7 protein-coding genes, 2 tRNA genes and 3 rRNA genes are annotated in these 13777 nt (G+C 59.6%); 8 read left to right on the top strand and 4 right to left on the bottom strand.

Going from position 1 to position 13777, the window contains the following annotated elements; genetic code table 11:
* Positions 1 to 10: 10 nt before the first annotated feature.
* Positions 11 to 532 carry a flavin reductase family protein gene (locus ABFB10_RS00115; protein WP_347164819.1) on the bottom strand — a complete coding sequence of 174 codons (522 nt, stop codon included), beginning with the start codon at positions 530 to 532 and terminating at the stop codon, positions 11 to 13.
* Positions 529 to 1095 carry an FAD synthetase family protein gene (locus ABFB10_RS00110; RefSeq protein WP_347164818.1) on the bottom strand — a complete coding sequence of 189 codons (567 nt, stop codon included), beginning with the start codon at positions 1093 to 1095 and terminating at the stop codon, positions 529 to 531. Before ABFB10_RS00110 ends, ABFB10_RS00115 begins: the two co-directional genes overlap by 4 nt.
* 181 nt (positions 1096 to 1276) lie before the next feature.
* On the opposite strand from ABFB10_RS00110, the gene ABFB10_RS00105 reads away from it, so the two are divergent.
* From ABFB10_RS00105 to ABFB10_RS00085, 5 genes are all read left to right on the top strand, one after another.
* A complete protein-coding gene (locus ABFB10_RS00105; protein ID WP_347164817.1) occupies positions 1277 to 2845 on the top strand; it encodes a 4-hydroxyphenylacetate 3-hydroxylase N-terminal domain-containing protein in 1569 nt (522 codons plus the stop codon).
* Positions 2846 to 3688: 843 nt separating this feature from the next.
* Positions 3689 to 5150, top strand: a 16S ribosomal RNA gene (locus ABFB10_RS00100).
* A 153-nt stretch (positions 5151 to 5303) separates the two neighbouring features.
* Positions 5304 to 5379 (top strand) — tRNA-Ala (locus ABFB10_RS00095).
* Between the two features lie 21 nt (positions 5380 to 5400).
* A tRNA-Ile gene (locus ABFB10_RS00090) sits at positions 5401 to 5477 on the top strand.
* A 588-nt stretch (positions 5478 to 6065) separates the two neighbouring features.
* Positions 6066 to 9514: ribosomal RNA gene (locus ABFB10_RS00085) — 23S ribosomal RNA — on the top strand.
* A gap of 35 nt (positions 9515 to 9549) precedes the next feature.
* Here ABFB10_RS00085 and ABFB10_RS00080 read toward each other — a convergent pair.
* Positions 9550 to 9777, bottom strand: a complete 228-nt coding sequence (locus ABFB10_RS00080) for a hypothetical protein (protein ID WP_347164816.1) — start codon at positions 9775 to 9777, stop codon at positions 9550 to 9552.
* Between ABFB10_RS00080 and rrf the strand changes: the two genes are divergently transcribed.
* Positions 9766 to 9881: ribosomal RNA gene (rrf, locus tag ABFB10_RS00075) — 5S ribosomal RNA — on the top strand. The two genes, ABFB10_RS00080 and rrf, sit on opposite strands and share 12 nt — an antisense overlap.
* The 16S, 23S and 5S rRNA genes sit together here with 2 tRNA genes alongside, the layout of an rRNA operon.
* Before the next feature lie 345 nt (positions 9882 to 10226).
* On the opposite strand, the gene ABFB10_RS00070 is transcribed toward rrf, so the two are convergent.
* Entirely contained in the window at positions 10227 to 10556 is a 330-nt protein-coding gene (locus ABFB10_RS00070) for a hypothetical protein (protein ID WP_430522970.1), read from the bottom strand.
* A 902-nt stretch (positions 10557 to 11458) separates the two neighbouring features.
* On the opposite strand from ABFB10_RS00070, the gene ABFB10_RS00065 reads away from it, so the two are divergent.
* The gene (locus ABFB10_RS00065) at positions 11459 to 12898 is read left to right on the top strand and encodes an ammonium transporter (RefSeq protein ID WP_347164815.1); all 1440 of its coding nucleotides are present in this window, start codon (positions 11459 to 11461) and stop codon (positions 12896 to 12898) included.
* A 135-nt stretch (positions 12899 to 13033) separates the two neighbouring features.
* A complete protein-coding gene (locus ABFB10_RS00060) occupies positions 13034 to 13753 on the top strand; it encodes an FCD domain-containing protein (RefSeq protein WP_206564348.1) in 720 nt (239 codons plus the stop codon).
* Positions 13754 to 13777 lie beyond the last annotated feature (24 nt).

Genomic DNA, 13777 nt, shown 5'->3' with positions numbered 1-13777 from the left:
GATGTTCGGGCTACCAGATCGCCTCGGCGATCGGATCACAGAGTTCCGGGGCGGGCGCCTGCCCGGCGATGGCGCCGAAACGGCCTTTGTAGAAGATCAGCGGTCGCGCACCGGGATCGGTGACCAGCTGGCGCACATGACCGATGAAGATTGTGTGATCGCCCGCCTGCACCTCGTTCACCACGTCGCAGGCATAGGCGGCCAGCGCGCCGCGGATCACCGGCAGGTTGTCGAGATCCACGAAGGGGTTCGGCAGGCCTTCCGCAGGCCGTCCCGCGAAGTGCCGGGCCAGGGCCTCCGCGCCTTCGGCCAGGGTGCTGACCGAAAAGCGCCCGGTCTCTTGCAGGTGCGGCAGGATCTTCGCCCGCGCGCCGATGGAAATCGAGATCAGCGGCGGATCGAGCGAGATCGACATGAAGGCATTGGCGGTCATGCCGTGATCGCCGCCCTCGGGGCGCGTCGCGATGACATTGACGCCGGTGCCGAACAGGCCGCAGGCATCGCGAAGCTGGCGCGGGTCAAGCTGGGTCATGCGGGGGTCTCCGGGCTGAAGCCGGGGCGCAGAAGCGTTGCGGCGGCGGCGGTGAGGCCCTGCTCCAGCAGGCCGCAGATCCGGGTCGAGGAGATCACTTCGCCTTCGGCGCAGCGCACCGGCGACTGGACATGGACGTTGAAGCGGCGCGCCAGCAGGGACACGTCGCCGGCCTGCTTCGCGCCAAAGCGGAAATCGCCGCCGACGCGGATCTCTTGCGGCTGCAAACGGGTCAGCCGCGCCATGAAGGCCTCCGGTGACAGGCCGCGCAGCGCCTCGTCGAAGGACAGCACCACCACGTGGTCGGGGCCGAGCGCCGAGATGCGGGCGAGCTTCACCGACAGGGGGCAAAGCTGCGCGGCCCTGCCGAAGAAGACCTTGGGCGGCGGATCGAAGGTGCAGACCACCGAGGGCAGGCCCAGGGCGCGGGCGCTTTTCACCGCGCCGTTGATCAGCGCCTGATGGCCGGAATGCACACCGTCAAAGGCGCCCAGGGTCACGACGCTTGCGCCAAGCGAGGGCACGTCGCGGTGCCAATGCGTCAGGTCGGGTTGGTCAAACATGGCGGCCTCCTCCTCCGGTCTGCCGGTCGACCTGACCCTAGCCGCGCCGGGTTGCAGGACGCGATACCCGGATTGGTATGCTGTCATACCTAGCGGCACGGGCGGTGCGGGACGCAGGATGACGACCATCTTGCCGGGCGCCATTCAGGCCGTTCCGGTGCTTCATCGGAGGAGAACGACCATGCCCAAAGACGCCGCACCCGGTTCCAAGACCGAGGCTTTCACCGGACAGGAGTTCCCGGAAAGCATCCAGGACAGCCGCGAGATCTATATCTACGGCGAACGCGTGAAGGACGTGACCAAGCACCCGGCCTTTCGCAATTCCGCCCGCATGGTGGCGCGCTGGTACGACAGGTTCCACGAACGCAAGGACGTGATCGGTGTGCAGGCGGACAACGGGTCCGGCAATGTCACGCATCCGTTCTTCCCGGGCTCGAAGACCAGCGAGGACCTGATCAAGAGCCGGGACGCCGTGGCCGACCTGCAAAAGGTCTCTTACGGCTGGATGGGCCGGTCGCCCGACTACAAGGCCGCCTTCCTCGGCACGCTGGGCGCCAACAGCGGCTTTTACGGCGAATATGCCGGAAACGCGGTGAACTGGTACAACAAGACCCAGAACCGGCTGGACTACTGGAACCACGCGATCGTCAACCCGCCGATCGACCGCGACCGCGCGATCGAGGAGGTCCGCGATGTCTTCATGCATGTCGAGAAGGAAACCGACGCCGGTCTGATCGTCTCGGGGGCCAAGGTGGTGGCGACGGGCTCGGCGCTGACGCATTACAACTTCATCGCCCACTACGGCATTCCGGTGAAGGACAAGGAATTCGCGCTGATCTTCACCGCGCCGATGGACGCCGAGGGGGTCAAGCTGATCGCCCGGTCGTCTTACGAGTTCAATGCCGCCGCCACCGGATCGCCGTTCGACTACCCGCTGTCGTCCCGCATGGACGAAAACGACTCGATTCTTGTCTTCGACAAGGTGCTGGTGCCCTGGGAGAACATCTTCGTCTACGGCGACACCGACAAGATCAACCAGTTCTTCCCGGCCTCCGGCTTTGTGCCGCGCTTCACCCTGCACGGGTTGACGCGGCTCTCGGTCAAGCTGGATTTCATCGCGGGCCTGTTCTCGATGGCGGTCGCCGCGACCGGGTCGAAGGATTTCCGCGGCGTGCAAACGGCGGTCGGCGAGGTGCTGGCCTGGCGCAACCTGTTCCACAGCCTGTCCGACGCCATGGTGAAATCCCCGGTTCCGTGGGAGGGCACGGAGGGCTTCAACCTGCCCAACGCCAACGCCGGCCTCGCCTACCGGGTCTTCGCGCCCATGGCCTATGGCCGGATCAAGGAGCTGATCGAGCGCCATGTCGCCTCTGGGCTGATCTATCTGCCCTCCTCTGCCGCCGATTTCGAAAGCGACGCGATCCGGCCCTATCTCGACCGCTTCGTGCGCGGCTCGAACGGCTATGCGGCCATCGACCGGGTCAAGCTTCTGAAGCTGCTCTGGGATGCCATTGGCACCGAGTTCGGCGGGCGGCATGAGCTTTACGAACGCAACTATGCCGGCAACTACGAGAACATCCGCATCGAGACGCTGCTGCACGCCACGGCCAACGGCGACCTCGCCAATATGCAGGGCTTCGTGTCCCGGTGCATGGGCGAATACGATCTGTCCGGCTGGACCGGCCCGGACCTGATCAATCCCGACGACATCAATCTCGTCGGGCGCGGGATCTTGCAGAGCTTCGACTGATCCCTGACTTTGACGTGGTCGCCCCGGGATCCGGGGCGACCCTTTTCTGTATCTGTGGGAACGCCGCGCGGGGCGCCGGTTTCCACGGGCACTGCGGGGCGGTTGCATCGATCCGCCGTCCCGCGCCCTCCGGCACACCACCGCCGCCGGGCCGGTCTGCACTTCGCTGGTGGCGATGCCTGACCGAAGGCGCGGGCCTGCCAGGGACGCCGGAGCCGTTTCACGCGGCGGCCTTCTTATAGGCCACATATGGCTGAACCGCGCCACGTGTGCCGGAGGCTGTAGAGATGGCCGCTGACCCAGCCGAAATCGGCCTCCGACGGGCCCGGGGAGTTATCTGCCATTTTTTTGAAAAAACCGCTTGCGGGTCCGGGAAGCTAACTGTAGAACCCCCTTCACCGGCGGCGCTGAGGCGCACGACGGGACGCCAGACGGAACGGACGGGGCGCCAACGAGGGGTCCGGAAAGGGAAGCGCGGCGGCAGAAATCAGAGGCATGACGGGCGGGCGCGCCGAAGAAGTTAGGGCGCACCGGTTCGGTATTTGTTTCTACGCTATTTGACATCGCTAATATCTGAAGAGATATGCGGGCGGCTTTGGTCCAAATCGATGGATCAACTGTCTGTATGTCGCGCCACTAGGCTTCAGCTAGATGATGTGGTGTCAGCTTCACTGTTTGAGCGGCTTTCGGTTTCTGATGAAACCTGAAGCACAATCAAACAGATGACTTCCAATACGTATCCTTCCTTAGCCGGGTGGATATAGCCGGATGCCCCCAAAGCACCGGTGAGTATTGGAGATGTGCAGAGGTTCGAACGTCAAGGATAGCATCGCAAGATGCTTTCAACTTGAGAGTTTGATCCTGGCTCAGAACGAACGCTGGCGGCAGGCCTAACACATGCAAGTCGAGCGCGCCTTCGGGTGAGCGGCGGACGGGTGAGTAACACGTGGGAATATGCCCTTCTCTGCGGAATAGTCTCGGGAAACTGAGGGTAATACCGCATACGCCCTTCGGGGGAAAGATTTATCGGAGAAGGATTAGCCCGCGTTAGATTAGGTAGTTGGTGGGGTAATGGCCTACCAAGCCTACGATCTATAGCTGGTTTTAGAGGATGATCAGCCACACTGGGACTGAGACACGGCCCAGACTCCTACGGGAGGCAGCAGTGAGGAATCTTAGACAATGGGCGCAAGCCTGATCTAGCCATGCCGCGTGTGTGATGAAGGCCTTAGGGTCGTAAAGCACTTTCGCCAGAGATGATAATGACAGTATCTGGTAAAGAAACCCCGGCTAACTCCGTGCCAGCAGCCGCGGTAATACGGAGGGGGTTAGCGTTGTTCGGAATTACTGGGCGTAAAGCGCACGTAGGCGGACCAGCAAGTTGGGGGTGAAATCCCGGGGCTCAACCCCGGAACTGCCTCCAAAACTGTTGGTCTTGAGTTCGAGAGAGGTGAGTGGAATTCCGAGTGTAGAGGTGAAATTCGTAGATATTCGGAGGAACACCAGTGGCGAAGGCGGCTCACTGGCTCGATACTGACGCTGAGGTGCGAAAGTGTGGGGAGCAAACAGGATTAGATACCCTGGTAGTCCACACCGTAAACGATGAATGCCAGTCGTCGGGTTGCATGCAATTCGGTGACACACCTAACGGATTAAGCATTCCGCCTGGGGAGTACGGTCGCAAGATTAAAACTCAAAGGAATTGACGGGGGCCCGCACAAGCGGTGGAGCATGTGGTTTAATTCGAAGCAACGCGCAGAACCTTACCAACCCTTGACATCCTGTGCTACATCCAGAGATGGATGGTTCCCTTCGGGGACGCAGTGACAGGTGCTGCATGGCTGTCGTCAGCTCGTGTCGTGAGATGTTCGGTTAAGTCCGGCAACGAGCGCAACCCACATCTTCAGTTGCCAGCAGTTCGGCTGGGCACTCTGGAGAAACTGCCCGTGATAAGCGGGAGGAAGGTGTGGATGACGTCAAGTCCTCATGGCCCTTACGGGTTGGGCTACACACGTGCTACAATGGTATCTACAATGGGTTAATCCCCAAAAGATATCTCAGTTCGGATTGTCGTCTGCAACTCGACGGCATGAAGTCGGAATCGCTAGTAATCGCGTAACAGCATGACGCGGTGAATACGTTCCCGGGCCTTGTACACACCGCCCGTCACACCATGGGAGTTGGTTCTACCTGACGGTACCGTGCGCTAACCTTCGGGAGGCAGCGGACCACGGTAGGATCAGCGACTGGGGTGAAGTCGTAACAAGGTAGCCGTAGGGGAACCTGCGGCTGGATCACCTCCTTTCTAAGGATGCTTCTAGCATCAAGGTTCGCCTTGATCATGATGCACTTAGCAGAAGATCGGCAATCAAAGCCGATCACACCGGGCCATCGCCGTCCTCATATCTCTTCAGAACGCTAGGTTCCGCACGGATCGCCGTGTGGGGTTCCAAAGCACGGGGCCTTAGCTCAGCTGGGAGAGCGCCTGATTTGCATTCAGGAGGTCAGGAGTTCGATCCTCCTAGGCTCCACCATCAAGCAGGGCCCGAAAGAATGGGTCGGTAGCTCAGGTGGTTAGAGCGCACGCCTGATAAGCGTGAGGTCGGAGGTTCAAGTCCTCCTCGACCCACCACTTTCCGCAGGAAAGTGGTCCCGACAGTGGCTTTGCGAAGCAAAGCTCACGAGAGGGCACCATTCAGCGAAAACCGGACCAGCATAGTTCTCCGATTAGATCGGCAAGCATTTGCGAATGCTTCCCCGTCCAATCGGACGAGACTTCGTCCTCAAGCAGCCGCAAGGCGCTGGGACAAACTCAATGACATCGTATAGAGAGAAACAATCAACGTTGCTTGATTGCCGTAAGTGTTCGGCAATCTCAGTTGGTTCACCCCTGACCGGGGATCGCCGCAAGGCGTGACGCGGAAAGGACCACGGTGAAGGTTCCAAGGTGGTCTAGCCGGCCGTCGCGGGATATCCCTTCTGAAAAGAGCAATCGTTGTCCAAGTCAAGTACACTAACCAAAGTCACCTTAACCAGGTGACAGTCCTCGCCGGAAGGCGAGGGCGGGAAAGTATGCTTTGTCCGGTAAGAGAGCGGGGCGGTCTGCCGACCGTGTCGCTCAACGCAAGGCCCTGTGAACCAGCGGGGCGGAGGAACGATCCTAAAGCGATCCTCCATTTGGTCCTTCGGGACCATCTAAAACCTTGCTCTTACTGGATCAAATCAAGCGCGAGAAGGGCGTTTGGTGAATGCCTTGGCAGCAAGAGGCGATGAAGGACGTGATACTCTGCGATAAGTCATGGGGAGCCGAGAATAGGCTTTGATCCATGAATCTCCGAATGGGGCAACCCACCTGACAGTTCGATATAATTACTTCGGTAGCTTATATCTTGCTGAACCAGGTACTTCTTACCTGAATACATAGGGTTTGAAGAGCAAACCCGGGGAACTGAAACATCTAAGTACCCGGAGGAAAGGACATCAATTGATACTCCCCTAGTAGCGGCGAGCGAACGGGGACCAGCCGAGCCTTGAGAGTGATCAGAATAACCTGGAAAGGTTAGCCATAGCGGGTGACAGCCCCGTATGAGAAGCTCAATGGGACGTATTAAGTAGGGCGGGACACGTGAAATCCTGTCTGAAGATCGGAGGACCACCTTCGAAGGCTAAGTACTCCTTGCTGACCGATAGTGAACCAGTACCGTGAGGGAAAGGTGAAAAGCACCCCGACGAGGGGAGTGAAACAGTACCTGAAACCGAACGCCTACAATCAGTCGGAGCTTGACTGGACTCTAATGACAATCTGGGTCATGACCGCCTCCTGTAACAAGGAGATACGATCATGGCAGACGGAACCTTCGCAGTGGCACTGCTCCTGCTCGGTCTGACCGATATGGGGGTGAACCACTGTGGCACCGAGGCTGGATGCCTGGGCAAGTCGGCAACGACCCCCGGGTGGCCTTCTCGGCCGGCCAGGTTCTGGAACGGCGCGCTCAGCCCGCCTCCGAAGTCTACCTGCGCTACGATCTGGGCCACAAGATGGGTCCCTTCGGAAGCGCAGTCGGTCTTTCGGTTGGCGAAGCGGGGGAGACATGGGTTGGCTTCGGCCAGACCTATACGTTTCCCTTCGGCAAGAGCGGCTTCTACGGCGAACTGCATGCCATGCCGGGGATATACTTCGACAATGGCGGCTTCGATCTGGGTGGACCTCTCGAGTTCCGCTCGGGTGTCGAACTGGGATACGAGACGCGCCAGGGATGGCGGCTCGGCCTCAGCTACGACCACCGGTCGAACGCAGGGATCTACGATGACAACCCGGGCATCGAAACGGTGCAGTTCAGGGTGTCGGTTCCAATCAGATGATTATCATTAGTGTCCAGTCTTGTGACGGCGTACCTTTTGTATAATGGGTCATCGACTTGGTCTATCTAGCAAGCTTAAGCCGATAGGTGTAGGCGCAGCGAAAGCGAGTCTTAATAGGGCGATGAGTTAGATGGATCAGACCCGAAACCGAGTGATCTAGGCATGACCAGGATGAAGGTTAGGTAACACTAACTGGAGGTCCGAACCCACACCTGTTGAAAAAGGTCGGGATGAGTTGTGCCTAGGGGTGAAAGGCCAATCAAACTCGGAGATAGCTGGTTCTCCGCGAAATCTATTTAGGTAGAGCGTCATCCGAATACCCCGGGGGGTAGAGCACTGGATGGGTAATGGGGCCCCACAGGCTTACTGATCCTAACCAAACTCCGAATACCCGGGAGTACTAGATGGCAGACACACTGCGGATGCTAACGTCCGTAGTGGAGAGGGAAACAACCCTGACCTACAGCTAAGGCCCCCAATTCATGGCTAAGTGGGAAAGCAGGTGGGACGACCAAAACAACCAGGAGGTTGGCTTAGAAGCAGCCATCCTTTAAAGATAGCGTAACAGCTCACTGGTCTAATCAAGTTGTCCTGCGGCGAAGATGTAACGGGGCTCAAGCCATGAGCCGAAGCTTAGGATGCCGTAAGGCATGGTAGCGGAGCGTAGTGTGACATAGCACTGATCTTTACTATCGCTTAGGTTGGTTGATCGCGGGAAACCGCGCTCAAGTAGCCGCTAGGCGGTAGCGCAAGATCATGTGCTTTCTGTGAAGCCGGGGCGTGAGCCATCCGGTGGAGAGATCACTAGCGAGAATGATGACATGAGTAGCGACAAAGAGTGTGAGAGACACTCTCGCCGAAAGTCCAAGGGTTCCTGCTTAAAGCTAATCTGAGCAGGGTAAGCCGGCCCCTAAGGCGAGGCCGAAAGGCGTAGTCGATGGGAACCAGGTTAATATTCCTGGGCCGTGTGGTGGTGACGGATCGTGGCGACGCATGTACCTTATCGGATTGGTGCATGTTCAAGACGGTCCCTGGAAATAGCCCCACTGTAAGACCGTACCCCAAACCGACACAGGTGGACTGGTAGAGAATACCAAGGCGCTTGAGAGAACGATGTTGAAGGAACTCGGCAAAATACCTCCGTAAGTTCGCGAGAAGGAGGCCCGGTACAAGAGTGCCGGGGGCACAAACCAGGGGGTGGCGACTGTTTATTAAAAACACAGGGCTCTGCGAAGTCGCAAGACGACGTATAGGGTCTGACGCCTGCCCGGTGCCTGAAGGTTAAAAGGAGGGGTGCAAGCTCTGAATTGAAGCCCAGGTAAACGGCGGTCGTAACTATAACGGTCCTAAGGTAGCGAAATTCCTTGTCGGGTAAGTTCCGACCTGCACGAATGGCGTAACGACTTCCCCGCTGTCTCCAACATCGACTCAGCGAAATTGAATTGCCTGTCAAGATGCAGGCTTCCCGCGGTTAGACGGAAAGACCCCGTGCACCTTCACTACAGCTTCGCACTGGCATCAGGCACAACATGTGCAGGATAGGTGGTAGACTTTGAAACCGTGACGCCAGTCGCGGTGGAGTCATCCTTGAGATACCACCCTTGTTCTGCTTGATGTCTAACCGCGGTCCGTCATCCGGATCCGGGACCCTGCGTGGTGGGTAGTTTGACTGGGGCGGTCGCCTCCTAAAGCGTAACGGAGGCGCGCGAAGGTTGGCTCAGAGCGGTCGGAAATCGCTCGTTGAGTGCAATGGCAGAAGCCAGCCTGACTGCAAGACTGACAAGTCGAGCAGAGACGAAAGTCGGCCATAGTGATCCGGTGGTCCCAAGTGGGAGGGCCATCGCTCAACGGATAAAAGGTACGCCGGGGATAACAGGCTGATACTGCCCAAGAGTCCATATCGACGGCAGTGTTTGGCACCTCGATGTCGGCTCATCTCATCCTGGGGCTGGAGCAGGTCCCAAGGGTACGGCTGTTCGCCGTTTAAAGAGGTACGTGAGCTGGGTTTAGAACGTCGTGAGACAGTTCGGTCCCTATCTGCCGTGGGTGTAGGATACTTGAGAGGAGTTGCCCCTAGTACGAGAGGACCGGGGTGAACGTTCCACTGGTGGACCAGTTGTCGTGCCAACGGCAGTGCTGGGTAGCTATGAACGGACAGGATAACCGCTGAAGGCATCTAAGCGGGAAGCCCCCTCAAAACAAGGTATCCCTGAGGACCGTGGAAGACCACCACGTCGATAGGCCGGAGATGTAAGTGCAGCAATGCATTCAGTTGACCGGTACTAATGGTCCGATAGGCTTGATTTGATCCAGTAACAGCAAGGTTGGATACGCCTCCGCGCTCAAGTAGCAAAGCGGTAGCGCATCAAACCTGTTACGGAAAACAAGCATACACAGAACGTGTACATGACCTGGACGACGATGTTGATTGTGCTGCGTATCAGCGCCCAGCTTGCTAGGGTGCGGGTTCTCGGGCCGTCTTGCTGTGCAAGATACCCTGTCACCCGCTCACCAAACCAAGCAAAAGCAAAATGCGCAGCATTTTGGTTTTTCCTTGGTTTGGTGGTCATAGCGAGAGCAAAACACCCGGATCCATTCCGAACCCGTACCGTTAAGTGCCTCCGCGCCGATGGTACTGCGTCTCAAGACGTGGGAGAGTAGGTCGCCGCCAAACCTAGTAAAAACCAAATCTCTCTATACAAAAAACACCAGAACGCCCCGACTGATCCCATCAGCCGGGGCGTTCTTGCATCCAAAATCCAAAAAATTCCCGAAAAAAAACTGCCAGGCCGGGGCAACCCGCCCTCAACGCGTGCCCCCACGCCGTCAGCCACAGCGTGGAAACCATCAAGCGACTGGCTTTTCGGCGGCATCTTCAGGGCTCATGAAGCTTTGGCTGTTCAGGCGGATCGACAGCTGCGAAACGGCCCGCATCCCGTCGACCAGTGTCCTCTTCGGGCAGGCCTCGGTGCTTACGCTTAGTGACGTCCGTTCGCGGGCCCTCTCGGCCCGGTGGCGTTCACTCGCTCAGCCTCTCCTTGCCCAATGCGAGGCCGGCGACGTTCCTCTCCAGCCGCAGGCTCACCAGCTCGAGCAGACGCAGACGCTTCATCTCGGATGGCATCAATCCAGCGTAGGTCTTCTTCCAATTGAAGAAGGTCGCCTCCCTGAACCGCGCCTTGCGGCGGATCAGGCCGACAGGATGCCGTCTTCGGCCTGCCTGGTGATGCATGCCTTCATGCCTTTCCGCTCCTTTGCCAGCCAGGGATTCCATCGGGTCAACTCTAGCCGCAATCCGGACGTTTGCGGGAATCGGATCATGGCCCGCCAAAGCCGCCGCGCCGCTCATCAGGAGCTTCAGTCATCGTCATGAGGGGCCTGTCCTTCACATGGCAAACGAAGAGCGGTCTCTTGCGACCTGTGAGAGGCGGCTACGTGCAGTTAAGTCACGTCGGAGCGGGATTGAACGGACCTGGCCGCGGCGGCACCTGCGGATCGCTGCCGTTTATCGAGGGCGCAGCGAAGGAGCGCTCTGTGCCATACATTACATAAGACGGATTACCGGAGTCACCTGTGTCGCCCCAAGGCGACGATCTCCCCCATGAGCAACTCAGAAATGTCACTCTCCTCGCAGGACGATCTGCGGGCACGCGGATATGGGATGGGTTTTGATGCACAAGTGCGAGCCGAGCCGGGGCAAGGTGTAGAGCCAGCGCCCGCCGCAGCGCTTTTGACGCGCAGGACCGGCGGGACCGGACTGCCTTCCTGAATGGTTAAGCTGGGGCCGTTTGCCCTGATGCCCCGCCCGCTGGCCCAGCGGTTCACGCCGGTTTCGGGCCCGAGATTCGCGCCTATTGGTCTATTTGAACGGACCAGACCGGGAACCATCGGCCCATACACGGCCTTGTCAGACAGCCTGACGCGACGCGTGTCGAAGCAACGCAATGGGATCTCCATCTTAGGGGGCATGGAAAGCAAGGCGCTGAAAAACAAGATCTAAAATCCGACAACTCCCTGTCCCGCGCGTTCGAAAATTGTTCAAAACCATGCCCGCGCGGCAAAAAAATTTCCCCTCATGAAGAAAACTCTTTGGTCCACAAGCCTTCTTCCTGCATCATACCCGCGACCGAACAGGCCTAAGCGGTCCAAATTGGTCCAATATACACCAACAATGGTCTTTTGCAGGACCCCTGGCCCGCCTTCGCGTCGGCACGTGTCCCCAGAAGAACCAGAACCAAGAGGGATGACTTAATGTCACTGGATATTAGCACTATCTATGCCGAACAGGTGACGCTCAACCAGCTCGTGCAGAACCTGCTGTACGCGTCTGGGACCGTGGGCGCCATCTTCGTCGTGATCGGCCTGCTGTTGATCGACGCGGGCACCACCCGGCGGAAGAACCTGTTCAACTCGACCATCGAAAAGACCCTGGGCTTCTTCCTGGGCTTCACCACCTACTACGTGATCGGTTTCGGCTTCTGGGCCGCGCAGTACTATATCATGGTCGAAGGCACGCTGATGGATTCCATCAAGGACTGGTGGATCGGCGGAGCCATGACCAACAGCCTTGCGCACCGGGTCGATCCGGCGATCTTTCCCGGCCTGAACACCTTCCAGATCTTCGTCTTCTTCCTGGCGGTCTTTGCGGGGATCATCAACGTCCTGCTGCATTTCTCGGTTGCCGAGCGCATGAAGCCCGCGGCCTATTACATCACCTGCGTGGTTGCCGCCGTCGTCTCTTCGGCGCTCAGCCTTGTCACATGGGGGTCGGTCGGGCCGCTGACCAACCTGGGCTTTCATGACTTCTTCGGCGTGGGTTTCGTCTACATGTTCCCGGCGGGCATGCTGCTGGTCTTCACCCCCATGCTTGGCAAGCGCCCCGGCATGATGGAGCCGCATCCGCGCGTGTCGGCCTATCTGGCGCCCAGCATCGGCCTTTGCGCACCGGGCCTGCTGATGATTTTCGCGGGTCTGCCGCCGGTGATCCTGTCCTGCCTGTTCTTCTTCGATCCCGAAGCCATGGCGTTCAGCGTGACCATGGCCGAAACCAGCGTCGGCGTTGCGCTGAACAACTATGCACTGGTCTGGGCCGGCGGCGCGGTCACCGGACTGATCCTTGCCTATGCCTCGAAGAACTATGCCTATACCCTGCTCGGGCCGCTTGCGGGCTACGTGGCCGGGGCCTCGGGCTTCGACGTCTACCTGCCGTGGCAGGCGCTGCTGCTGGGCCTCGTTGCGCCGCTTGCCGCCTACGCGGTCTACGAGTTCACGCTGAAGCGCGGCATCGATGAGCACAAGCTGTTCCCGCTGTTCCTTGGGTCGGGCACGCTGGGCCTGATCTTCCTTGGCATCTTCAAGGCGGGCACCCCGCGCGGCGGGTACCTGGGCATCGAGGAAGGCGCCTATGCCTTCCAGCACGGCGAGATTTCCCTGCTGATGCAGCTTGCCGGGATCGTGACCTGCGTCGGGACCGGCGTTGTCACCGCTCTGGTCCTGTCGGTGATCCTGAAGGCCACCGTCGGACTGCGTGTGGACGATGCCGACCAGGTCGACGGTCTGGACAAGCTGTACTGGGATCTCGAACCGGACGTCCACACCCATGCGGACAGCGTGCCGGGTGCGGGTTCGACCGGGCGGCCCCACGATGCCCCGGCGGCAGCCAGAACGCCCGACGGGCTGGCGCGCAGCTGACCGCAAAGCCTATTGGCAGGCCCCGGCATCGCGCCGGGGCCTTCTTGTATCCAGCGCCGCTTGTCGCGTAATACAAGGTTGGACGTCCTGCCACGGGGCGCAAGACGCGCCGGGATCGCCGTGACGGAAACACAGATGAACCAGACCAGACTCAACGCCTCTGCCGCCCCGAGCAGTATCGGGGAAACGGTCCGCATCGTGGTGGACCGGCTGCTTGTCCGCATCCAGTCCGGGGAGTATCCGCCGGATTCCCGCCTGCCGAGCGAGCGGGCGCTGGCCTCGGAGCTGGGGGTGTCGCGCAACACCGTGCGCGAGGCGCTGGATGTGCTCGAAAGCCGTGACATGGTCCGGCGGCGGCAGGGCAGCGGCAGCTTTGTCACCTACCATTCCCACCGGTCCGAGGCCCCGCAGCAGGGCTCCATCGGAGAGCGGACAAGCCCGCTGGACCACCTGATCGTGCGTTCGATCATCGAGCCCGAGATGACCCGCCTTGCGGTGATGAACATGACGCCCAAGGATCTTGAGGAACTGGCCCGGGTGGTGGTCCGGATAGAGGCGGTGCGCACTGACCTCAACGAGTTCATCAGGGGTGAGGAAGAGTTCTACCGGTCGATCGCGCGGGCCACGCGCAACCCCCTGCTCGAAGCCTGCTACGAGCTGACCATCGAGGTCTGCCGTCAGAGCTTCCGCACCGCGCTGATGCGCAAGCACCTGACGCCCGGACGCATTCAGGCCTATCAGGCGCGGTTCAACTCGCTGTTCAACGCGATTGCCACGCGGGACGTCGAGGCGGCGGTCGAGATCACCAAGCTGCATCTGGTCGAAGAGCAGATGCTGTTCCTGCACGAGCGTTAAACCCCCGGGCCGCCTGACACGGGG

This window comes from Ponticoccus litoralis (genome assembly GCF_039769985.1).
GTDB lineage: Bacteria > Pseudomonadota > Alphaproteobacteria > Rhodobacterales > Rhodobacteraceae > Ponticoccus > Ponticoccus litoralis.
Note: the sequence above shows the minus strand (reverse complement) of the source record. Positions and strands in the feature narration are given on the sequence as shown.

Coding starts and splice junctions, on each gene's coding strand:
- ABFB10_RS00115 (WP_347164819.1), bottom strand. CDS start 532: ATGACCCAGCTTGACCCGCGCCAGCTTCGCGATGCCTGCGGCCTGTTC.
- ABFB10_RS00110 (WP_347164818.1), bottom strand. CDS start 1,095: ATGTTTGACCAACCCGACCTGACGCATTGGCACCGCGACGTGCCCTCG.
- ABFB10_RS00105 (WP_347164817.1), top strand. CDS start 1,277: ATGCCCAAAGACGCCGCACCCGGTTCCAAGACCGAGGCTTTCACCGGA.
- ABFB10_RS00080 (WP_347164816.1), bottom strand. CDS start 9,777: ATGACCACCAAACCAAGGAAAAACCAAAATGCTGCGCATTTTGCTTTT.
- ABFB10_RS00070 (WP_430522970.1), bottom strand. CDS start 10,556: ATGAGCGGCGCGGCGGCTTTGGCGGGCCATGATCCGATTCCCGCAAAC.
- ABFB10_RS00065 (WP_347164815.1), top strand. CDS start 11,459: ATGTCACTGGATATTAGCACTATCTATGCCGAACAGGTGACGCTCAAC.
- ABFB10_RS00060 (WP_206564348.1), top strand. CDS start 13,034: ATGAACCAGACCAGACTCAACGCCTCTGCCGCCCCGAGCAGTATCGGG.